General features: G+C 67.0%; 21 protein-coding genes and 1 rRNA gene. 4 read left to right on the forward strand and 18 right to left on the reverse strand.

Annotated features, from left to right (window positions below; all coding sequences use genetic code 11):
* Positions 1-9: 9 nt before the first annotated feature.
* From EAX62_RS12945 to EAX62_RS12990, 10 genes are all read right to left on the reverse strand, one after another.
* Positions 10-423, reverse strand: coding sequence for a hypothetical protein (locus EAX62_RS12945; RefSeq protein ID WP_233557943.1), 414 nt, complete (start codon positions 421-423; stop codon positions 10-12).
* Positions 408-1,250: a ParA family protein gene (locus tag EAX62_RS12950; RefSeq protein ID WP_121902178.1), complete on the reverse strand. Its 843-nt coding sequence runs from the start codon at positions 1,248-1,250 to the stop codon at positions 408-410. Before EAX62_RS12950 ends, EAX62_RS12945 begins: the two co-directional genes overlap by 16 nt.
* A gap of 244 nt (positions 1,251-1,494) precedes the next feature.
* Positions 1,495-2,367 carry an ABC transporter ATP-binding protein gene (locus tag EAX62_RS12955; protein ID WP_121902114.1) on the reverse strand — a complete coding sequence of 291 codons (873 nt, stop codon included), beginning with the start codon at positions 2,365-2,367 and terminating at the stop codon, positions 1,495-1,497.
* Between the two features lie 2 nt (positions 2,368-2,369).
* The gene (locus tag EAX62_RS12960; protein WP_121902115.1) at positions 2,370-3,233 is read right to left on the reverse strand and encodes an ABC transporter ATP-binding protein; all 864 of its coding nucleotides are present in this window, start codon (positions 3,231-3,233) and stop codon (positions 2,370-2,372) included.
* Positions 3,230-4,183 carry an ABC transporter permease gene (locus EAX62_RS12965; RefSeq protein WP_121902116.1) on the reverse strand — a complete coding sequence of 318 codons (954 nt, stop codon included), beginning with the start codon at positions 4,181-4,183 and terminating at the stop codon, positions 3,230-3,232. Before EAX62_RS12965 ends, EAX62_RS12960 begins: the two co-directional genes overlap by 4 nt.
* Before the next feature lie 9 nt (positions 4,184-4,192).
* A complete protein-coding gene (locus EAX62_RS12970) occupies positions 4,193-5,161 on the reverse strand; it encodes an ABC transporter permease (RefSeq protein WP_233557944.1) in 969 nt (322 codons plus the stop codon).
* A gap of 58 nt (positions 5,162-5,219) precedes the next feature.
* Positions 5,220-6,890 (reverse strand): ABC transporter substrate-binding protein, encoded by a 1,671-nt coding sequence (locus EAX62_RS12975; protein ID WP_121902118.1) that lies wholly within the window; start codon positions 6,888-6,890, stop codon positions 5,220-5,222.
* 220 nt (positions 6,891-7,110) lie between these two features.
* On the reverse strand, positions 7,111-8,031 hold the full coding sequence (locus EAX62_RS12980) for a site-specific tyrosine recombinase XerD (RefSeq protein WP_121902119.1): 921 nt from the start codon (positions 8,029-8,031) through the stop codon (positions 7,111-7,113).
* Positions 8,028-8,663 (reverse strand): NUDIX domain-containing protein, encoded by a 636-nt coding sequence (locus EAX62_RS12985; RefSeq protein ID WP_121902120.1) that lies wholly within the window; start codon positions 8,661-8,663, stop codon positions 8,028-8,030. Before EAX62_RS12985 ends, EAX62_RS12980 begins: the two co-directional genes overlap by 4 nt.
* Positions 8,660-10,306 (reverse strand): CTP synthase, encoded by a 1,647-nt coding sequence (locus EAX62_RS12990; RefSeq protein ID WP_325048831.1) that lies wholly within the window; start codon positions 10,304-10,306, stop codon positions 8,660-8,662. The genes EAX62_RS12985 and EAX62_RS12990 overlap by 4 nt, the downstream gene beginning before the upstream one ends.
* 94 nt (positions 10,307-10,400) lie before the next feature.
* Here EAX62_RS12990 and EAX62_RS12995 point away from each other — a divergent pair, with 94 nt between their 5' ends.
* The 4 genes from EAX62_RS12995 to EAX62_RS13010 are packed head-to-tail and all read left to right on the forward strand — an operon-like array spanning position 10,401 to position 13,664.
* On the forward strand, positions 10,401-11,141 hold the full coding sequence (locus EAX62_RS12995) for a LamB/YcsF family protein (RefSeq protein ID WP_121902121.1): 741 nt from the start codon (positions 10,401-10,403) through the stop codon (positions 11,139-11,141).
* Positions 11,138-11,767 (forward strand): 5-oxoprolinase subunit B family protein, encoded by a 630-nt coding sequence (locus tag EAX62_RS13000; RefSeq protein ID WP_121902122.1) that lies wholly within the window; start codon positions 11,138-11,140, stop codon positions 11,765-11,767. Before EAX62_RS12995 ends, EAX62_RS13000 begins: the two co-directional genes overlap by 4 nt.
* Positions 11,764-12,624 carry a 5-oxoprolinase subunit C family protein gene (locus EAX62_RS13005; protein ID WP_121902123.1) on the forward strand — a complete coding sequence of 287 codons (861 nt, stop codon included), beginning with the start codon at positions 11,764-11,766 and terminating at the stop codon, positions 12,622-12,624. Before EAX62_RS13000 ends, EAX62_RS13005 begins: the two co-directional genes overlap by 4 nt.
* Positions 12,621-13,664, forward strand: a complete 1,044-nt coding sequence (locus EAX62_RS13010) for an ATP-dependent DNA ligase (RefSeq protein WP_199711283.1) — start codon at positions 12,621-12,623, stop codon at positions 13,662-13,664. Before EAX62_RS13005 ends, EAX62_RS13010 begins: the two co-directional genes overlap by 4 nt.
* Before the next feature lie 7 nt (positions 13,665-13,671).
* On the opposite strand, the gene EAX62_RS13015 is transcribed toward EAX62_RS13010, so the two are convergent.
* From EAX62_RS13015 to rrf, 8 genes are all read right to left on the reverse strand, one after another.
* Complete coding sequence (locus EAX62_RS13015; RefSeq protein ID WP_121902125.1) at positions 13,672-14,238, reverse strand: isochorismatase family protein; 567 nt, start codon at positions 14,236-14,238, stop codon at positions 13,672-13,674.
* Positions 14,239-14,625: 387 nt separating this feature from the next.
* Positions 14,626-16,299, reverse strand: a complete 1,674-nt coding sequence (recN, locus tag EAX62_RS13020; protein ID WP_121902126.1) for a DNA repair protein RecN — start codon at positions 16,297-16,299, stop codon at positions 14,626-14,628.
* Positions 16,293-17,204, reverse strand: a complete 912-nt coding sequence (locus tag EAX62_RS13025; RefSeq protein WP_121902127.1) for an NAD kinase — start codon at positions 17,202-17,204, stop codon at positions 16,293-16,295. The genes recN and EAX62_RS13025 overlap by 7 nt, the downstream gene beginning before the upstream one ends.
* A 4-nt stretch (positions 17,205-17,208) precedes the next feature.
* Positions 17,209-17,925: a TlyA family RNA methyltransferase gene (locus EAX62_RS13030; protein ID WP_233557945.1), complete on the reverse strand. Its 717-nt coding sequence runs from the start codon at positions 17,923-17,925 to the stop codon at positions 17,209-17,211.
* Complete coding sequence (locus tag EAX62_RS17180; protein ID WP_233557946.1) at positions 17,922-18,137, reverse strand: hypothetical protein; 216 nt, start codon at positions 18,135-18,137, stop codon at positions 17,922-17,924. Before EAX62_RS17180 ends, EAX62_RS13030 begins: the two co-directional genes overlap by 4 nt.
* Before the next feature lie 20 nt (positions 18,138-18,157).
* Complete coding sequence (locus EAX62_RS13035; protein ID WP_121902129.1) at positions 18,158-19,150, reverse strand: HAD-IIA family hydrolase; 993 nt, start codon at positions 19,148-19,150, stop codon at positions 18,158-18,160.
* Positions 19,147-21,813: a hypothetical protein gene (locus EAX62_RS16565; RefSeq protein WP_147454105.1), complete on the reverse strand. Its 2,667-nt coding sequence runs from the start codon at positions 21,811-21,813 to the stop codon at positions 19,147-19,149. Before EAX62_RS16565 ends, EAX62_RS13035 begins: the two co-directional genes overlap by 4 nt.
* Positions 21,814-21,897: 84 nt before the next feature.
* Positions 21,898-21,984: ribosomal RNA gene (gene rrf, locus EAX62_RS13050) — 5S ribosomal RNA — on the reverse strand; the annotation flags it as partial.

Genomic DNA, 21,984 nt, shown 5'->3' on the forward strand with positions numbered 1-21,984 from the left:
GGCTCCTGGTCACTGCGCCCGCAGCGCCGCCACAACGTCGGAGTCCGGGCCACGCTCGGCCAGGTCAGCCAGTGCCAGCGCGACGGCGGAGCGCACCAACCGACCACGGTCCACCTTCAGGCCGTGACGACGCTTGCAGTCAAGGGTGGCGTCCTCCAGGGCGAAGAGCTCCTCCGAGGAGAAGTAGACGGTGATCTTCTGGTCGTGGCGAACCCGACCCGACGCCTGGGGGGGTTGCGGTTGCTCTGCCTCGCTGGATGAGCCGGGTGACTGGGGAGCCATGGGGGTCGTGTGCAGTTCCGACGGCTGGTCGGGCTGCACGCGAGAGCGGCGCGGCTCGTCGAAGGCCGGGTTGGTCTGGGTGGTGCGGAACAACTCGGCAGCGCCGGGCAGGGACGCCCGCTTGCTCACAGGCTTTGGCATCGCGTCAGCACCTCCCGGGCGAGCTGCCGGTACGCGTCCGCACCCGGTGAGGCGGAGGCGTACGTGGTGATGGGTTCCCCCGCCACCGTGGTCTCCGGGAACTTGATGGTGCGGCGGATGACAGTGTGGAACACCTGCTCGTCGAAGGCCTGCACCACCCGCTCGAGGACCTCGCGGCCGTGCAGGGTGCGCGAGTCGTACATGGTGCCCAGGATGCCGAGCACCTTGAGGTCGGGGTTGAGCCGGTCGCTGACCTTGGCGATGGTGTCCGTCAGCAGGGCGATGCCGCGCAACGCGAAGAACTCACACTCCAGTGGCATCAGGACCCAGTCGCTGGCTGTGAGGGCGTTGATGGTCAACAGTCCGAGGCTGGGCGCGCAGTCGATGAGGATGAAGTCGTAGTCACCCCGCACCTTGTTGAGGACACGCATCAGCGTCTGCTCGCGGGCCACCTCGCTGACGAGCTGCACCTCGGCGGCCGAGAGGTCGATGTTGCTGGGCAGGATGTCCATGCCCTCGACGCTGCTGGGGTGGATGACTTCGTGGGGGGTGTGGTCACGTGTGAGGAGCAGGTTGTAGATGCTCAGGCCGAGCGTGTGGGGGTTGACGCCGAGCCCCACGGACAGGGAGCCCTGCGGGTCGAAGTCCACCAGCAACACCTTGTACCCCAGCTCGACGAGCGCCGCGCCCAGGTTGATGGTGGTGGTGGTCTTACCCACGCCACCCTTCTGGTTGCACATGGCGATGATCTCGGCCTGCATGCGGCGGCCCGGTGCGGGAGGCGGTGGCTGCGGCAGGTGTGGCAGCGGCCGGCCTGTCGGCCCCATCACCCCTGTGTCCACGAGGGTCGACGACGCGGGCGCGTTGGGTACGTCGAACCCGGCATTCTCTGTTGCGAAAAGACCCTCATCGGTCACTTGCGTTACCTCCATGTCGACTTGTGCCCACCCTATCCCGCGACATGCGTGAAGAGTGCGCGGACATGCAGCAGATCGCTCCGCTGTCAGAAGGGAGTGGCAGAGGGCGACGGAGTCTGTCCCACCAGGACTCCCCCGCCCCCTGGTTCATGGATCAGGCAACGCCGCGGGGCTGATCCTCCACAGCCGTGCTGCCCTGGGTGCGGGGCGGGTAGTTCTTGGCGGCCCTGAGGAAGCGCTCGTTGCGTGCGGGTTCGGGCGCGGCCATGGTGAGTTTGCGCGTGAACTCGGCCTGCGGATGGAGGATGACGTCATCGGGCGTGCCCTCCTCCACGACCTCGCCCTTGTACATGACCATCAGGTGGTCGGAGAAGTGCCGAGCAGTCGCCAGGTCATGCGTGATGTAGAGCACCCCGAGGTTCTCCGACCGCTGCAGATCGGCGAGGAGATTCAGCACTCCCAACCTGATCGACACATCAAGCATGGAGACGGGTTCGTCAGCAATGAGGACTGATGGGGACGGAGCAAGCGCCCGGGCGATGGCCACACGCTGACGCTGCCCACCAGAGAGTTCGTGCGGACGACGGTCAATGTAGTCCTCGCCGGGTGTCAGCTGGACTCGCTCCAGCAACTCGATGGCCTTGGCCCGCACTGCCTCCCGACCCGATGCGATCTTGTGGAGAATGATGGGCCGTTCCAGATGGTGCCCCACGCGGTGAAAGGCGTTCAGCGAGGCAAACGGGTCCTGGAACACCATCTGCACCTCCTCCCGGTACCTCTTCAGACCTCCGCCGCGAGTGGCGGCCGGCTTTCCGTCCAGGAGAATCTCGCCGGACGTGGGTCGTTCCAGCTGTGCGATCATCCGGGCGACGGTGGACTTCCCGCTGCCGCTCTGTCCAACCAGTGCGATCGTCCGGCCCGGAACAAGTTCGAAGGAGACGTCCTTGACGGCCGAGAGGATGCTGGTCTTCATTCCAGAGCGCAGGCGGAAGTCCTTGCACAGATTCTTGACCTGTAGCGTTGTCATGATCAGATCACCGCCGTCTCTCTGTCGGAAGCACTACCGCGGATGAAATCTCCCCGCTCGCCGGTCAGGCTGGGGAAGGAGGTCAGTAGCTTGCGGGTGTAGTCGTTCTGTGCGTCGAAGTAGATGTCCTCTGCGGTGCCGAGTTCCAGTATCTGACCAGCGCGCATGATCGCGATCCGATCGCTGATCTCCAGCAGCATGGGCAGGTCGTGTGTGATGAATATCACCGCGAACCCCAGCTCCTCCCTCAGCCGCATGATCTCCGTGAGGATCTCTCGCTGCACCACCACATCCAGTGCGGTCGTCGGCTCATCCATGATCATCAGTTGCGGGTTGAGCGCCAGTGCCATGGCGATCATCACTCGCTGCCGCATGCCGCCGGATAGTTCATGGGCATAGCTGCCGAGTCGACCAGGATCAACGCCGACCAGTTCCAGCAACTCCCGCGACCTCGCCAGCCGGTCCTTCCTACTCATGTCGGGCCTATGGGTGGTGAACACGTCAGCCATTTGGGATCGGATGGAGGTCACGGGGTTGAGTGAGTTCATCGCTCCTTGGAAAACCATGGAGACCTTGTCCCAGCGGTAGGCACGCAGGTCCTTCTTCTCCAACTCCAGGACGTTGATGTCTTGTCCAGACCTGTCGTGAAACACCACCTCGCCGCCCGTGATGAGGGCCGGGGGACGGAGCAACTGGTTGACGCCGTAGGCGAAAGTCGACTTTCCACAGCCGCTCTCTCCTGCCAGTCCCACGATCTCTCCCCGTCCGACGACCAAGCTGACATCCCTGACGGCGTGAACCGTTCGATCGCCCAGGTAGTCGACGCTGAGGCTCCTGACGCTCAACACGGGGGTCTTCTCACTCATGACGCCGTCACCTTCTTTTCCGTTTTCGGCATCTTGTGGACCCGGAGTCTGGGGTTGATGACCTCGTCGAGACTGAAGTTGATCAAGGAGAGACCGGCACCGAGGATGGCGATGAGAATCCCCGGAGGAGCGAACCACCACCAGGCGCCGAACAGCAGTGCCTGGCCGTTGCTCGCGTCGGACAGCATGGTTCCCCACGTGAGGGCACCCGTGGCGCCAATACCAACGAATGACAGGCCCGCCTCCGCGAGAATCGCCCCGAGTGTCGAGAACACGAAGCCCGATGACATCACAGGCAACAGGTTGGGCAGGATTTCCACGGCGATCACACGCCAGGTCTTCTCCCCTGACACGCGCGACGCGAGCACGTAGTCGCGGTTGCGGACCGACAGTGTCTGGGATCTCAGGACGCGTGCCCCGGCCGCCCATCCCGTGAGTGCGAGCACGATGATGACAAGGAACACGGACTTGTTCTGGATGTAGCTCGCGATCACGATGACCAGAGGAAGGCCCGGTATGACCAGCATGACGTTGGTGAACAGAGAAAACGCGTCGTCGACGACACCACCGATGTAGGCCCCCAAGATGCCGAAGAAGGCCGAAAGAAACAACGTCAGCGCCGCCACGGAGACGCCCACGATGAGAGATCCACGTGTGGAATAGGCCAGCTGGGCAAGGATGTCCGCGCCGATCTGGGTGGTCCCGAGAAGGTGTTGAGAGCTGGGGGGCGTGAGGCCGATGTTGTTGATGGCGCGCGGATCCTGGCTGAAGAATGGACCGACGACACCGAAAAGGACGATGGCGAGGACGACGACCGCGCCGATGATGAACTTCTTGGTGAGTAGTCGTTTCAGGCGACCGTCCGAACTCGTGGGTTCTCGGGGGCGGATGAGGTCGTCGACACCCTCCTCCCGGATGGCGGAACTGTCGTTGATGATCTCGGATGTCATGGTGGCCGCCTACCTGTGGGCCCGGGTACGGGGGTCGAGAACGGAGTAGAAGAGGTCGACGATCAGGTTCGTGAAAAGCACCGCGATGGTGATGATCAGAAAAAGCGCCTGCATGAGGGCGTAGTCGTTGTTCTGGACGGACAGGAGGAACGCATTTCCGATCCCCGGATAGGAGAAAACCTGCTCCATCACCACGGACCCACCAACGATGAATCCGAGGGAGATCGCAAACCCTGTGAACGAGGGCAACGAGGCGTTGCGCGCGGCATACATGACCATGACCCGCCTCGGGCTGAGCCCTTTCGCCTCGGCAGTCACGACGTAGTCCTCGGACAAGGTGGAGACCATCATGTTGCGCATACCCAGAATCCACCCCCCGATCGAGCTGACAACGATGGTCAGTGCCGGCAGTACCGCGTGATAGAGGGCACTGAGGATGAAGGGGCCGTTGAAGCCGGGTGACGACGTGCGAACGTTGTAGCCGCCACTCAGAGGGAACCAGCCCAGTTGGATCGACAGGAAGTACACCAGGACGAGGGCGAACCAGAAGTACGGCAGGGCGTGGAGGATGGTGGTGGCAGGGATGATCGAGTCCACCCAGGTCCCCCGCTTCCACCCCGCGACGGTTCCGAGCGACACACCCACGATGAAGGTGATCAACGAGGTCAGGCCGACGAGGACCAACGTCCATGGGAGTGCGGAAGTGATCACGTCCACCACGGGTGTGGGGAAGTAAGTGACTGACACACCGAAGTCCCCGGTGGCGATGCTCTTGAGATACTCGATGTACTGCTGCCAGATGGGCGTCGAGGTGTCACTGCCGAAGAGCACCTCCAGCGCCTGTCGTGTCCCCGGTGACACCGGGCCCGCCACTGTGAGCTTGCCGAGCAGGATGTCCACCGGGTTCCCGGGCAGGAGCCGCGGGATGGCGAAGTTGAAGGTCACGGCCGCGAACAGCGCAACTAGATAGAATCCCAATTTCCTGAGGAGAGCCATGTCAATGCCTCACTGTCCGCGTCCGTACCATCGTGTCGCTCTACTTCAGCTTCAGCTGCAGGAGGGTTTGCTCGGCGCCGCCTGCGGCGTAGAGCTTCCATCCCGTGTAGATCGAATCGTTGTACATGACGAAGCCCTTGTTGTTGATGATGGGGACCAACGGCATGTCCTCCACGATGATCTTCTGGATGATGGCGTACTGCTTGGCCTTTTCAGCAACGTCCTGGGTGGCACCAGCTGCCTGGACGGCGGCATCCACCTCGGGGTTGGAGAATTTACTCGTGTTGCCATAGGGGTTCCCCGACTCACCGACGGGTACCAAATTGGCGGAGTTGAACGAGTTGCTGTAGATGTAGTACGGGTCGGCGACAGGACCGTCGAACACTGAGTCGATGGCCACTTGGAACTTCCCGAGGCCTCGGGCGCTGGTGACCTCGGCGTTGGCCTGCTGCTGGGGAACGATCTCGATGCCCGCCTCCTTGAACTGCTGCTTCATTACTTCAAGGGCGGAGATGTAATCGGTATAGCCGGAGGTGACCACCGCGGCCATGCTCAGCCTTTCGCCACCCTTGGCGTAGATGCCGTCAGAGCCCATTTTCCAGCCGTCCGCCTCCAGAAGAGACTTGGCTTTGGCGGGGTCTGCCGTCATCGGCATCGTCGGGAACGCTTTGTCGATCAGGTCGTTGTCGCGGGGCACCACGCCGAAGGTCGGTGAGATGGGTACGCCACGGCCGAAGTACGCCAACTTGTTGATCTGGTCACGGTCCATCGCGGCAGCCATGGCGTGGCGCACCGCCGGGCTCGTCTGGGGTCCGGTACACCCCAGCTTCGCGTTCGAGCACGTGGTGAGGATGACCTGCTGGTTGGTCGTGTCCTGGAGGTGGAGGTCCGGCTTGGACTTGATGACCTTCTCGACGTCGGGAATATTGATTCCCGCCCAGTCGAGTTCGCCGGCGAGCAGCTTGTTGGTGGCCGCCTCGTTGCCGGAGAGGGAATAGTAGCGGAGGCCCGCCGGGACGACTTTGTCGGCTTCGCGGAAGGTGTCGCTCTTGTCGTATGTGTAGGACTGGGCGGTGAAGTCACCCGGCTTCATGGGGCCGGTCCCCACCGGCTTGAGGTTCGTGTCCGTCGTGATGTCGGCCATCTTGGAGAAGATGTGCTCGGGGACGATGGGTGAACCCAGGATGGTGGGAACAGTGCCGAACGACGCGGCATCGAAGGTCAGCGTCACCTCTGTGTCGCTGGTCGCCTCCGCCTTGGGAGTGTTGCCTGTTCTGTTCAGGGCGTCGTTGTCGCGCATGGTGTTGAAGGTGTAGGCGACATCCTTGGCGGTGAACGGCTCCCCGTCACTCCACTTGACACCCTCCTGGAGTTGGACTGTCACGACGGTCCCGGCGTCGTTGATCTTGTAGGACTTGCCCAGTTCCGGGGTGGGTTCAGTGCCGAGGGGCTGCAGGTTGTCGAAGAAGAAAAGACGCTCGTAGATGAGTCCGTCCACATCCTTCAGGACCGTCGGGGACAACGGATTGTAGTTCTCGACGAACTGGCCGCTCCCCCCGCGATACACCTGTAGGACTGGCCCGTCCTTGCCAGCCCCATTGGGGACGTTCGAGGCGCCCGGCTGATTGGAACCTGATGAGCATGCGGTGAGGCTCAGCGCCAGGGCGGTCCCGGCAATGGCAACTCGAAAAACGGATCGTGAGAAGTTCACGGTACTCCTAGCATCGTTGCAATAGGGGCGACCCCGAAAGAGCCGCTACTTACTTAGCTCAATTAAGCAACAAAGCTCATGGCGTGTCAAGCAGCCTGTGGCTGAGAGTTGCCGAGGTCACTCGAGGGTGCCACTCATGCGCGCGTGATGGGTTCCTCGACCGAGGTGATGGTGCGGGCGCGCGTGGTGTCGCAGTTCAGAGCGCGCGGGGTGTCGCAGGTCAGAGCGCGCGAGGATGCGACGCGAGGTAAACCTCGCGCAACTTCTCAATGGTCACGAGTGTGTAGATCTGCGTGGTGGCCACCGACGCGTGGCCCAGGAGTTCCTGCACCACCCTAACGTCCGCACCGCCGTCGAGCAGGTGCGTCGCAAAGGAGTGCCGCAGGCTGTGCGGCGAGATGTCACCGGTCAGCCCCGCCGCCGTTGCCGCCCGCGAGATCACGGCCCAGGCGGACTGGCGTGACAGACGACGTCCGTACTGGTTCAGCAGCAGTGCCGGATCCGCGCGACCCTTCGTCAGGGCCGGGCGTGCGCGCACCAGGTAGGCATCGATGGCGTCGCAGGCGAACGAGCCGAGCGGGACCACCCGCTCCTTGCCACCCTTCCCGAACAGCCGCAGCTCCGGCTCGTCGCGTCCCACGGCCGCCGTGGCGTCGTCGACGTCCAGCGCGCACACCTCCGAGACCCGTGCCCCGGTGCCGTAGAGGAGCTCCAGAAGAGCGGCGTCGCGCAGGCCGACGACGTCGTCGCGGTCAGGCGCCTCCAGAAGTCGCCGCACCTCGTCGACCCCCAGCGCCTTCGGCAACCGCTGCGGCGGGGTGGGCGGGGCCACGTCCTTGGCCGGGTTGGAAGTGATGAGCTGTTCCTCGACGGCGAACGCGTGCAGCATGCGCACCGCCACCACCCCCCGTGCGGCCGAGGCGGGCGCCAGCTGGGAACTGCTGGTGCGGGCGAACTCGTCCACCTCGACGGGGGTCACCTCGGCGATGTCGGTGATCCCCCGCTCGGCGAGGAATGACACCCAACGCCCCAGGTCGCGCCTGTACGCCGCGACCGTGTTGGCAGCCAGGCCACGCTCCACACGGATGTGGGAGAGGTAGTCGGCCACTGTTGTCTCAACTGTGGCGTCGCCGGAGGTCATGGCCTCGGTCGGCTCCGGATGGGCCAGGGGGCGTCACTGGGGCGCAACCCCTCCAGTCGGCCGCCCAACCGGGCCGTCTCCAACGCCAGAATTCCCGTGACGAGGGCCTGGCTCTGGCAGCGACCCTCCAGGACGGCCTCCAGAAGCGCAGCGCGGTCCAGCCACTCCCAGGACATCTCCAGCTCCTCCCCCTCCAGCTCAAAGCCGTGCGGGCGTTCCGTGCGCGCGAGGCCCCGTGCCAGGTAAATGCGCTGCGACTCCTGGCAGGCTCCGGCGGTGGGGCAGATGTCCACGAGGACCTGCCACCTCTGTGCGGCCAGCTCCACCTCCTCCGCGAGCTCGCGCCGGGCCGCATCGACCCATGCCTCGTCGACGCCGTCCAGCAGACCGGCGGGGATCTCCACCAGCTCCATCCCCACGGGGTGCCGGTACTGGTGCAGGCATGCGATGGTGTCGGCGTCCTCGTCCCACGCGACCACCGCGACGGCGCCGGGGTGCGTCAGGTACTGGCGCTGGACGGTGTCGCCCGAGGGCGTCGTGACACGGTCGTCGACGAAACTGGAGATGGCGCCCTTCCCGAGGACGTCGCGGTGCACGACGTCCCAGCGGAGCGGCTTGTCTGCGATGCTCATCTGGCCTGTCCGTCCTGCCGCGCCAGGGCGGCCTTGATGAGTCCGGCGAACAGCGGGTGCGCCTTCGTGGGGCGCGACTTCAGCTCGGGGTGCGCCTGGGTGGAGATGTAGAACGGGTGAACTCCCACGGGCAGCTCGACGAACTCCACGAGGGTGCCGTCGGGCGAGGTACCAGAAATCACGAGCCCGGCCTCCTCCAATTGGGCCCTGTAGGCGTTGTTGACCTCGTAGCGGTGACGGTGGCGCTCCTCCACGCGGACCCGCCCGTAGAGGCTGTGTGCCAGCGTGCCCTTCACCAGGTCGGCCGGGTAGGACCCGAGTCGCATGGAGCCGCCCAGGTCCCCCTTGCCGGCGACGATGTCGAGTTGCTCGGCCATGGTGGCGATGACGGGATGCTCGGTGTCGGGGTCGAACTCCGAGGAGCCCGCGTCGTGGATGCCTGCGAGGTTGCGGGCCGCCTCGATGACCATCGACTGCAGCCCCAGGCACAGGCCGAGGGTGGGGATCAGGTTCTCCCGGGCGTAGTGCAGCGCCCCCAGTTTGCCCTCGACTCCACGGATGCCGAACCCGCCCGGGACGAGCACGGCGTCCACGTCACCGAGTTGACGCGCCGCTCCCTGCGGGGTGTCGCAATCGTCGGATCGGACCCATTTGACGTTGACGCGCGCCCAGTTGGCGAACCCGCCGGAGCGCAGTGCCTCGCACACGGACAGGTAGGCATCGGGCAGGTCGATGTACTTGCCCACGAGCGCGACGGTGACCTGGTGCTTGGGGTACTCGACCCGCTGCAGCAGGTCGTCCCACGACTTCCAGTTCACGTCGCGGAAGCTGAGGTTCATGCGGCGCACCACGTAGGCGTCGAGGCCCTCGGCGTGCAGCACCTTGGGGATGGCGTAGATCGACGGTGCGTCAGCGCAGGAGACCACGGCCTCCTCGTCGACGTCGCACATGAGCGCGATCTTGCGTTTCAGCGACTGGCTGATCTCGGACTCGGCACGACACACGATGGCGTCCGGCTGGATGCCGACCTGTCGCAGCGCGGCCACGGAGTGCTGCGTGGGCTTGGTCTTCATCTCCCCTGACGGCTTGATCCACGGCACCAGCGAGACGTGCAGGAAGAACACGTTCTCCCGGCCGATCTCGTGGCGGACCTGGCGGGCAGCCTCCAGGAACGGGAGCGACTCGATGTCGCCGACGGTGCCCCCGATCTCGTGGATCACCACGTCGATGTCAGGGCCACCCATGGCCATCATGGAGTCGCGGATCTCGTTGGTGATGTGCGGGATCACCTGGACGGTGTCGCCCAGGTACTCGCCGCGGCGCTCCTTGGCGATGACGGAGGAGTAGACCTTGCCGGTGGTGACGTTGGCGTCGCCCGTGAGGTTCACCCCCAGGAAACGCTCGTAGTGGCCGATGTCGAGGTCGGCCTCCGCGCCGTCCTCGGTCACGAACACCTCACCGTGTTGGAAGGGGTTCATCGTGCCGGGGTCGACGTTGAGGTAGGGGTCCAGTTTCTGCATCGTGACCCTCAGGCCGCGCGCGACCAGGAGGCTGCCCAGACTGGAGGCCGTGAGCCCCTTGCCGAGCGAGGACACGACGCCCCCGGTGACAAAAACATGCTTGGTGATCTTCGTGTGCTCCACGGGGTTCCAGCTTAGACCCCCGGAGCGGTCCCGTTGACGACGTGCCCACAACGACAGCCTTGCCCGCGAGCGGCCACCACCTAGGCTGGATGCCATGCGCATCGACCTCAACGCCGACCTCGGGGAGGGCTGCGGCGACGACGATGCCATGCTGGCCGTGGTGTCCTCCGGCTCCGTGGCCTGTGGCGGGCATGCCGGGGACAGTGACTCGATGCACACCACGAGCGCCGCGGCACGGCGACGCCGGGTGCGGGTCGGTGCACACCCCTCGTACGAGGATCGCCTCAACTTCGGGCGCGTCGCACTGCATGTGGCCCCGGCGGATCTCGAGCGGCAGGTGCTGGGGCAGCTGCGGATGCTGTCCACCGCGACGCAACAGGTGGGCATCCCTGTGGTGTACGCGAAGCCCCACGGTGCGCTGTACCACGCCGTGATGACCGACCCCGCACACGCGGCAGCGGTGGTGCGGGCGGTGGCACAGTTCGCTCCCGGCCTTCCCGTCCTCGGACCGCCCCACTCGCTGTTCCTCCGCCTGGCCCAGGACGCTGGACTGCACCCGGTGGCCGAGGGTTTCGCGGACCGCGCCTACAGGCCCGACGGCACCCTGGTACCCCGCACCGCTGCCGGCGCCGTGCTGCGCGACACGGCGCAGGTGGTGGCGCAGGCGCTGATGATCGCCACGGAGCGTCGGGTCGTGGCGGTCGACGGCTCCGTCGTCGAGGTGTCGGTGGAGTCCATCTGCCTGCACGGTGACACGCCCGGTGCCGTGCACCTGGCCACCGCCGTCCGCGCCGCACTGTTGGCATCCGGCGTCGACGTGGTCCCCTTCGCATGAGGGTCCTGCCCTACGGCCAACGGGCGTGGCTCCTGGAGATGGAGGACGCCACGGGGGTGCGCTCCCTCGACGCTGCGCTGCGCCTGCTGCGGGTCGACGGGGGTGGGGCATGGGCCCGGATCGTGGACGTGGTACCCGCCGCCCGGAGCGTGCTCGTGACCGCCGCGTCCCCCTCCGACGCCGAGGCTTTGCGGAACATGTTGGAAGCTCTGACGGACCTGCCACCGCGCGACTCCCCCGACGGGAGGACGGTCGAGATCCCGGTGACCTACGACGGACCTGACCTCGAGTTCGTCGCACGCGCCTGCGGGCTCGACGTCGACGAGGTCGTGACCGCCCACACCGGCACCCCGTGGACCGTGGCGTTCGGCGGTTTCGCCCCCGGCTTCGCCTACCTGGCCGACGGTGACGCCCGGCTGCGCGTCGGCCGCCGCGAGGAGCCGCGCACCATCGTCCCCCCGGGGGCTGTTGCGCTGGCCGATGGTTACAGCGCCGTGTATCCGCGCCGCTCCCCCGGCGGCTGGCAGCTCATCGGCCACACCCGCTCGGCCATGTGGGACGCCTCCATGGCTGAGCCTGCGCTGCTGCGTCCCGGCATGCGCGTGCAGTTCCGGGCGCTGCCGTGAACCTGCACGTCACCGCGGTGGGCCCCCTGGCCACCATCCAGGATCTGGGGCGCCCGGGCTGGATGCACGTGGGCGTCTCCCCCTCGGGCGCCGCCGACAGGGAGTCCCACCGCCTCGCCAATGCACTGCTCGGCAACGACGCCGGCGCCGCCACCATCGAGGTGCTCCTCGGGGGCCTGGAACTGCTCGCCACCCAGGCCACGTGGGTGGCGCTGACGGGTGCCGACTGCGGAGCGCGAGTGGATGGGCGGGCCATCGCCTGGGCGGGGCCCGTCGCCCTGCGTGCAGGCCAACGGCTGCGGCTGGGATTCAGCACGGCGGGTCTCCGGGCGTATGTGGCCGTCTCCGGTGGCGTGGCCGTGGAACCGGTACTGGGATCCAGGTCTCGAGACACGCTCTCCGGCCTGGGGCCAGAGCCTCTCCGGACCGGGATGGTGCTGCCGGCGGGCGCCCGTCCGGTCCGGCCCACCGTCGACGCCGCCCCGGCGCAGCGGCCGTCCCCGGATGCGCTGTACCTGGTGGCCCAGCCCGGCCCGCACATGGACTGGTTGCTGCACGGACTGGACGCGACGCACTGGCAGGTGTCACCGGACTCCGACCGGGTGGGTGTGCGGCTGCAGGGGCGGGCCCTGCCCCGGCGAGCCCTCAGGGTCGGCACCGAGCTGCCCAGCGCACCCATGGTCCGTGGCGCGCTCCAGCTGCCCCCGTCGGGTCACCCCGTGGTGTTCCTGGCCGACCATCCCGTGACGGGCGGCTACCCCGTCGTCGCCGTCCTCGACGACACCTCCTGCGACACGATCGCGCAGGCCCGTCCCGGCCAAAGACTCAGCATGCACATCACCACCGTGCGACGATGACTCACATGCTGCCGCTGGAACTGCCCATCGCCCCGATGCTGGCGAAGTCCGTCGCCGCCATCCCCACGGGCGGATTCATCCATGAGCCCAAGTGGGACGGCTTCCGATGCATCGTCTCCCGTGACGGCGACGACATCGTGCTGGGCAGCCGCGGCAAGAAGCCCCTGACCCGGTACTTCCCCGAACTGGTGCCAGCCATGGCCACCCTGCCGCAGCGCTGCATCCTGGACGGCGAGATCATCGTCCGCGCCGGCGAACCGGGCGCTCAGCACCTGTCGTGGGACCTGTTGGCCCAACGCATCCATCCTGCCGAGAGCCGGGTCACGCGCCTGGCCGCGGAGACCCCCGCGGAGTTCGTGTGCTTCGACGTCCTGGCACTCGGCGACGACGATCTCACGGGACAGCCCTGGGAGTCCCGCCGGGCTGTCCTCGAGACGCTGTTCGCCCCGAATCCGCACCCATCCCTGCACCTCAGCGCCTACACCCGCGACAGCGGCCTGGCCGGGGACTGGTTCACTCGTTTCGAGGGTGCCGGACTCGACGGCGTGGTCTCCAAAGCTGTCGACGGCGTGTACGAGCAGGGCAGGCGCAGCATGTTGAAGATCAAGCACAAGCGCACCGCTGAGGCCGTTGTCGTCGGCTACCGGATCGCCAAGGGGGGCGACGGCGTCGGTTCCCTGCTGCTGGGGATGTACGACGCGGACGGGGAGCTGGCCCGGGTGGGCGGCATCGTCGGCTTCCCGTTGGAGATGCGCCGACAGTTGGTGAGCGAACTCGCACCCCTCGTGATCGCCGACATCGAGCCGGCACTCACCTCCACCCGCTCACGGTTCTCGGCGGAGAAGGACGCCAGCTACGTGCCGCTGGAGCCCAGCCTCGTGGTGGAGGTGGCCTTCGACCAACTGGAGGGCCACCGGTTCCGCCACGCCGTCAGCTTCGTGCGGTGGCGCCCCGACCGCGACCCCACCTCCTGCTTGCTGGAGCAGGTGGATGTGGCGGTCGCCTACGACCTCGCCGAGGTGTTCGCCACCGGCCGGTGAGTCTCGCTCAGCCCTGGGACACCCAGATGCCCGTGTCGCTCCATTCCTCGACGAGCCCGTCCACGTTCCCGGGGGTGACGGCCGCCGTCAGGGTCAGCAGGACGGTTGTGTCGAACCCTGCCTCGAAGGCGTCGCGGGCCGTGGCCTTCACGCAGTGGTCGGTGGCAATCCCGCAGATGTCCACGTCGGTGACCGAGTTCTCCTTGAGGAAGTCCTCAAGGCTGACATCGTCGCTGTCATGGTCGGCACCCTCGAAACCGGAGTAGGCGGCGGAGTACTCACCCTTGTCGAAGATGGCGTCGAAGTCGCGGAAGCCCAGGTTCGGGTGGAACTCCGCGCCCTCCGTGCCCACCACGCAGTGTGGGGGCCAGGAGTCGACGAAGTCCGGGTGCTCACTGAAGTGTGCGCCGGGGTCGATGTGGTGGTCCCGGGTGGCCACCACGAGGTCGTAGCCGTGGTCCTCGGCCAGGAGGTCGTCGATGGCCTCGGCCACCGCGGCACCTCCGGGCACGGCCAGGGAGCCTCCCTCGCAGAAATCGTTCTGGACGTCGACGACGATGAGGGCACGGGTCATGTCTTCTCCTTGCAGATGTCAGAGATGTTGGGTCTCCAACAGCCACCCTAGCCAGCAGCACGCCGCCGGCAAGTCATGGCGTGACCGGATTCTCACGTCGGGCATCCGTCCCGGCCGGTGGACGCTCAGGTGTGGCTGGCCGACCGGGCGATGACAGCGTCGGGCATGAAACGGCCACCGTCGCCGCCGCAGTGCCACAGAACCAGACGAGGCGACGTAGCGATGAGGGAGTCTCCAGGACAGCCCCCAGAAACGCGGAGTCGGGCCGCGCAGCGCGAGCGTTCTCGCGCCCCACGAGGTCACGCACCAGGCGACCTGTGCTGATGCGCGGTTCAGGTGCCATCGTCACAGACTGGAGACATCGGTGGGAGCGGGCGGGTCCGCTGGTCAGCGACGGGCCGCGGACCAGAGCTCCATGGCGTGGTCGACGCCGGCCACGGACTCTCCAGAGCCTCCCATCATGCGGGCCAGTTCTGCGGGGCGTTGCGCGTCGTCGAGTTGACGCACGTCGGAGGTGGTGACCTGCCCGTCGCTGGCCTTGGCCACCACGAAATGGGCGTCGGCGAAGGCCGCGACCTGGGCCAGGTGGGTCACAACGATGACCTGGGACGTGGTGGCCAGGCGCTGCAACCGACGGCCGATCTCCAGACCAACGGCCCCACCCACGCCTGCGTCGACCTCGTCGAAGACGAAAGTGTGGTCCTCCGAAGCCCCGGCCAACACCACCTCGAGCGCCAGCCGAACGCGGGACAGCTCTCCCCCGGAGGCCACTTTCCCCAGCGGAGCCGGGGCGCTGCCGGGGTTGGCCGTGAACATCAACTCGATCCGGTCGGCCCCGTGCGGCCCCTGCTCGATGGGGGTCAGGACGAACGTCAGGGAGGCGTGGGGCATGGCGAGCGCCGCCATCTCGGTCTCCACCAGCCCCGACAGTTGCTCGGAGGCGCGTCGACGATCCGCGGACACGCTCAGGGCGGCCGCCGTCAACCGCTCATCGAGCGCTGCGATCCGTGCGCGCAGTTCTTCGATCCGACCGTCGGACCCCTCCAGTCTCTGGAGGCTCTCCGCGGCCCGGGCGGCCCAGTCGATGACATCCCCCAGTCCGGGGCCGTACTTGCGCATCAGGCCAGCGAGCTGCGCGCGGCGCTGACCGACGGCCTCCAGCCGCGCCGGATCCGCCACCAGGTCGGCGACGTACCCGGCCACACCCACGGCGACGTCGTCCAGCAGGTACTGCGCCTCCTGCACCCGTTGCGACAGCTCCCTGGCGAGTCCGTCGCGTTCAGCGAGCGCCGCGATCGCCTTGCGTGCCTCCCCCAGCAGGCCGACGGCGCTGGGCACGTCGAAGTCGTCGTCGTCGCCGCTCAACGCCTTCTGCGCCGCCCCTGCAAGGTGGCGCAGATCATCGGCGTCCATGAGGCGTGTGGCCTCGCTCGCCAGTGCATCGTCCTCACCCGGCTCGGGCGCGGCGGCGGTGATCTCCTCGAGCCCGAAGCGCAGCATGTCGATTTCCCGGGCCCGGGCCATGGCCTGGTCGACGAGACTCTCCAGCTCCGCGGCCGCTGCGCGGCGTTCCGCCCAATCGCGTCTGTAGCCCTCCAGCTCCGCCGGCCGGGCCCAGGCGTCAAGGATTTCCCGTTGACGCTCCGGGGTGGACAGCCTTTGCTGCTCCGACTGGCCGTGGATGGTGGCGAGCTGGTCGAGCACCTGACCAAGCGCGGACACCGGCACGGGAGCGCCCCCCATGATGGCCCTGGACCGGCCCTGCGCGCTGACCTGGCGCTGCGTCACGAGTTCCTGACCGTCGTCGACGTCGCCGCCGAGGTCCTCGACCTGCGCCACGACTGACGGCGGCACCTGCCACCGGCCCTGCACGAGGGCCCGTTCGCTGCCGCGTCGCACGATTCCGGCGTCTCCCCGGGCGCCCAGCAACTGCCCCAGACCGGCCACGATCATCGTCTTGCCCGCGCCGGTCTCCCCCGTCAGGGCGGTGAGTCCGGGCCCCAGCTGCAGCGCGGCCTCCTCCACCACCCCGAACCCGGTAAGCCTGAGTTCCGTCAGCATGTGGCGGTCTCGTCCGGTCGTCTCCGCCATCCCTCGACCGGAAGGTCGAACTTCTTCACCAGCCTCGTGGTGAACGGCTGCTCAGAAAGGCGCGCAATCCGCAGGAAGGTGTCCTTGGCGGTGACGAGGATGACGTCGCCGCAGACCACCTCCACGTTGCGCCGCCCGTCACACCAGATGACGCCGCGTGTCTGGTCGTGACTGAGATCCAGCTGCACTTCGGAGGAGGGTGCCAGCACCATGGGGCGGTTGAACAAAGCGTGCGCGGACAGGGGCACCAGCAGCATGGCTTGCACCTGCGGCCAGATGACCGGCCCGCCCGCCGAGAAGGCGTAGGCGGTGGATCCGGACGGGGTGGCCACGAGGACGCCGTCGCAGCCCCATCGGGACAACGGTCGCTGGTCGACGCTCACGAGGACGTTCAACATCTTCTCGCGGGCCAGTTTCTCGAGCGACACCTCGTTGACGGCGAACGAATCCCATTTGGCTGAGCCGTTGGCCTCAAAGACCTGCACCTGCAGGACGAGGCGTTCCTCCACGTGGTACTGGCGCGTGATCACCGACGTGTGGAGTGAGTGCATGTCGGAGGTCTCCAGCTCGGCGAGGAACCCCACGTGTCCCAGGTTCACGCCCAGCAGTGGCACGCCGAGCGGCTGGGCCCATTCGGCGGCGCGCAGCATGGTCCCGTCGCCACCGAAGACCACGGCCAGCTCGGCGGGGTCGTGATCGATGGCCTCGATCAGGGCCTTCGGCACGAGGTCTCGCATGCGGTCCACGTCGTCGGCGAAGGTGAGAATGGCGAACCCCGCCTCGTGCATGCGTTGCATGAACTCACACGCTGCGTGCAGCGCCTCAGCCCTCTCAGGGTGCAGCAGCACGGCCACGCGTCGATTCTCCACGCCCACCAGCCTATCCAGTCAGGCGAACGAAGAACTCGACGTTGCCTGAGGTGCCCGGCAGTATGCTTTCCGCCCACCAGTCACATGCCCACCCCAGAGTCATCGCGGCGTCCACGACGGCGTCCACGGCTGCCTGTCTGAGCGCCGGATCCCGGACCACACCGCCGCCACCGAGCAGGTGTCTGCCCACCTCGAACTGTGGTTTCACGAGCAGCAGCGCGGATCCACCCGGCGCCAGAACCGACAGCAGCGGTTCCAGGACGAGGGTCAGGGAGATGAAGGAGACGTCACCCACCACGAGGTCCACGGGTTCCCCGTCCACGTCGTCGAGAACGAGGTTGCGTAGATTCAACCCCTCCCTCACCACCACCCGCGGGTCGCTGCGGAGTTCGGGCACGAGCTGGTCATGCCCCACGTCAATGGCGTACACCCGTTCCGCGCCACGCTCCAGACACACCTGCGTGAATCCTCCCGTGCTGGCGCCGGCATCCAGCACCCGGGCACCGACGGGGGTTCCCGACTCCTCCAGCGCCCCCAGTAGCTTGAGTGCGGCGCGCGAGACCCAGCGGTCGGCGTCGGCGTGGATCACGCTCTGGTCGGTGACGAGCCTAGAGGCCCGTGTCACCGCGGCACCGTCGACACTCACCCTCCCCGTGCGGATGAGCGTGGCTGCGTGGTTCCGCGAACGCGCCAGGCCCCGCGACACCAGCGCCAGATCAAGCCTCACGGTCGGTTGGCAACGCCGGGGATCCCGGGCTGCGGGATGTCGGAGGACTTCTGCAGCACGGCCGAGAGCACCTGCTGTGCCTCGTCGAGGCGCTGGAACTGTTCGGCCACGGGCAGCTCGGTGATGCCATCGACGGAGGCCATGGCATCGTGCACGGCCTGCTGCCGCCGCACCCCGGCGGGTGCGGCCTGCATCGGTGAGGGCGTGTCCATGGTCACTGGTGTCCTCCCGATCAGCGGAGAAGGTCGAGACGGTCCAGCACGGCATCGGCGGTGCATCCCAGATGCCAAACGGCGTGCAGTGTCGCCCACAGCGCATCCAGCTGCGACTCGACGTCCACGGGGTCCTCGAGCACAACGACCTGACCCGAGGACACGTCCAGCACCTGGTGCCCACAGCGCACGCGGCCGTCATCGAGGGTGTCGACGACGCGGGTGGGCTGCAGCAGGGCAGTGACGTCGAACCCGATGTGCGTGGGCCGGCTGGATTCATCAGCGGCAACGAGGTCGGCCTTGCCGTGGGCGCCCGTGAAGACGAACAGCGACGCCATCCCCACGGCGTTGGCGCCCATGATGTCCGTGTCGAGCCTGTCACCGACGAAGATCGGGTGGTCGGCCCCGAGGCGCAGCACGGTCTCGTCCATGAGCGGCCGGTACGGTTTTCCGGCCATGCGCGGCTCGACGTTGACGCATGCCCGGATGACGGCCACCTGCGAGCCGCACCCGGGAAGGATGCCCCGCTCCGTTGGCCTGGTCATGTCCGGATTGGTGGCGTACCACGGGACGCCATTCTGGACGGCTATGGCCCCGGTCTCGAGTTGGTTCCACTCGATGGCCGGGTGATAGCCCTGCACCACGGCAGACGGATGGTCGTGCAGGGAACGCACCGGGTGGAAACCACCTTCGCGCAGCTGCGACTCCAGCGCCTCGGTCCCCACCACCAGTACGGAGGAGCCGGGCTCCAGGTCCGCCTGCAACATCCTGACGGTGGCCTGCGTGCTGTTGACAACATCCGTGCCCACAGCCTCGATGTCCAGTTCCACGAGGTGCGCAGCGACCGCCTCCGGTGTGCGGGCAGCGTTGTTGGTGACGAATCCCACCTTGATCCCCGTTGCACGGAGTTCCGACAGCGTGCTGGTCACGCCGTCGATCACGTGGGGCCCGAGGTAGATCACACCATCGAGGTCGAACAACGCCGCATCATGGGCATCGACGAGTCTGGTCACGCCTGGTCCTCCTGCGTGACCGGAGCGACGTCGGACTCGTCAGCAACCTCAGACTCCTCGGCAACCTCAGACTCGTCAGCAACCTCAGACTCGTCAGCACCCCCGGACTCCTCGACAACCGCAGACTCGTCAGCAACCGCAGACTCGTCAGCAACCTCAGACTCCTCGACAACCTCAGACTCCTCGACAACCGCAGACTCCTCGACAACCGCAGACTCGTCAGCAACCTCAGACTCCTCGGCAACCTCAAACTCCTCGACAACCCCGGACTCGTCGGCAAACCCGGACTCGTCAGCAACCTCATACGGGTCAGCGGCGTCAGATTCCCCAACGAACTCGTCATCTTGCTCACCAACGCTTTCGTCCCCGGCCTCGTCCTCGTCGGACTCCTCGTCCTCGTCAAACTCCTCGTCCTCGAGTCCCATGGATTCCGGCAACGTGACGCCTTCGAGTGTGGCGATGCGGTCAGCCGTGTTCAGCTCACCTGTCGGATCGAGCTGCGAAGCGTTGTTGAACCACTCGATTGCAGGCTCGGTGTTCCCACCCTCCTCCAGGAGGTTTGCGTAGGCATACCGCAGGCGAGCCTGCGAGTCCCGTGAACCGAGCCGTTCCGCGATGGCAGCCTTCAGGATGCGCAGTGCCTCGGCCCTCTGCCCAAGGTCGTCACGAACGCCCGCTTCCACAAGGAGGCATTCAACGCGCAGTGTCTCGTCCAGCGGCTTGATGCTCGCCAGAAGTTCCAGCGCTTCGCGCGGACGGCCCAGCGCACGTTCGCAATCGGCCATGACGGGGACGAGTTCGTCGCCACCGTTCATGCGCCGGATGGCACGGTACTCACGAAGGGCCACGTCGAAGTGGCCAGCCGCGTAGGCGGTCTCCGCAGCAGCCTCGCGCACCACCGGCAGGCGTCCGGCGCGACGACGTGCCGCCTCCGCATGCTTGTACGCGAGTTCAGGATCAATGTCGATCAGTTCGCCGGCAGCAAAAATGTGCGCTGCGACGGTGTGTGCAAGTTCCTTGGGAAGTCCGCGCATCTCAGCGCGGACAGGGAACGGCAACGCCTTCGGGTCGAAGTCCTGAGGTGTCTCGGGCTCGTCGGCGGCAGCTGCCGTGCCGGGCTTGGGCACGTACACCTCGTGGGTGTCATCGAAGCGACGATCGGATCGGCGGTCGTCGCTGCGTCCCTGGTAGCCACCCTCACGGCGATCACCTGAACCACGACTGTCGTCTTGTCGTCCACCCTGATACGCGCCCTGGCGGGGACCGTCGGAGCGTCCACCCTGGTAGCCACCCTGACGGGGTCCGTCGGAGCGTCCGCCCTGGTAACCACCTTCGCGGCGGTCGCTTGAGCCACCGCGGCTATCGGGGCGTCCGCCTTGGTATCCGCCCTCGCGGCGGTCGCTTGAGCCACCACGGCTGTCGGAACGTCCACCCTGGTAGCCACCCTGCCGGGGTCCGTCGGAGCGTCCACCCTGGTATCCGCCCTCGCGGCTGTCGGGGCGTCCACCCTGGTATCCACCCTGACGGGGTCCGTCGGAGCGTCCACCCTGGTAGCCGCCTTCTCTGCGGTCGCTTGAGCCACCGCGGCTGTCGCTACGTCCACCCTGGTAGCCACCCTGGCGGGGTCCGTCGGGGCGTCCACCCTGGTAGCCACCCTGACGGGCTCCGTCGGAGCGTCCACCCTGGTAGCCACCCTGGCGGGGTCCGTCGGGGCGTCCACCCTGGTAGCCACCCTGACGGGCTCCGTCGGAGCGTCCGCCCTGGTAGCCGCCTTCTCTGCGGTCGCTTGAGCCACCGCGGCTGTCGCTACGTCCACCCTGGTAGCCACCCTGACGGGGTCCGTCGGAGCGTCCGCCCTGGTATCCGCCTTCGCGGCGGTCGCTCGAGCCACCGCGGCTGTCCGAGCGTCCACCCTGGTAGCCGCCTTCGCGGCGGTCGCTCGAGCCGCCCCGGCTGTCCGAGCGTCCACCCTGGTAGCCGCCTTCGCGGCGGTCGCTCGAGCCGCCCCGGCTGTCCGAGCGTCCACCCTGGTAGCCGCCTTCGCGGCGGTCGCTTGATCCGCCCCGGCTGTCCGAGCGTCCACCCTGGTAGCCGCCTTCGCGGCGGTCGCTTGATCCACCGCGGCTGTCGGAACGTCCACCCTGATAGCCACCCTGACGGGGTCCGTCGGAGCGCCCACTCTGGTAACCGCCCTCGCGGCGATCACCCGAGCTGCGACTGTCATCGCTGCGCCCCTGGTATCCACCCTCGCGGCGATCGCTTGAGCCACCACGGCTGTCCGGGCGTCCACCCTGGTATCCACCCTGACGGGGTCCGTCGGAGCGTCCACCCTGGTATCCACCCTGACGGGGTCCGTCGGAGCGTCCACCCTGGTATCCACCTTCGCGGCGGTCACCTGAGCCACCACGGCTGTCCGAGCGTCCACCCTGGTATCCACCCTGACGGGGTCCGTCGGAGCGCCCACCCTGGTAACCGCCCTCGCGGCGATCACCCGAGCTGCGACTGTCATCGCTGCGCCCCTGGTATCCACCCTCGCGGCGATCACCTGAGCCACCACGGCGCTCGGAGCTTCCATCACCCCCACTGGGGCGGCCGTGGCCGGCGTCATCTCGTCTTTGAGGACGCTCGTTGCGGTCGCGGGAGGGGTAGTCAGAAGAAGGCATGTGTCGATTCTCTCAAAAGTGGGGCCACCCACCAAAAGTGGGCAAAAAAAATACCCCCTGGGGTTACCAGGGGGTATTTTGTAAGTCCGGCGGCGTCCTAGTCTCCCACAGCGTCCCCGCTGCAGTACCATCGGCGCTGAGAGGCTTAACTTCCGGGTTCGGGATGGGACC

This window comes from Tessaracoccus antarcticus, assembly GCF_003688855.1.
GTDB lineage: Bacteria > Actinomycetota > Actinomycetes > Propionibacteriales > Propionibacteriaceae > Arachnia > Arachnia antarctica.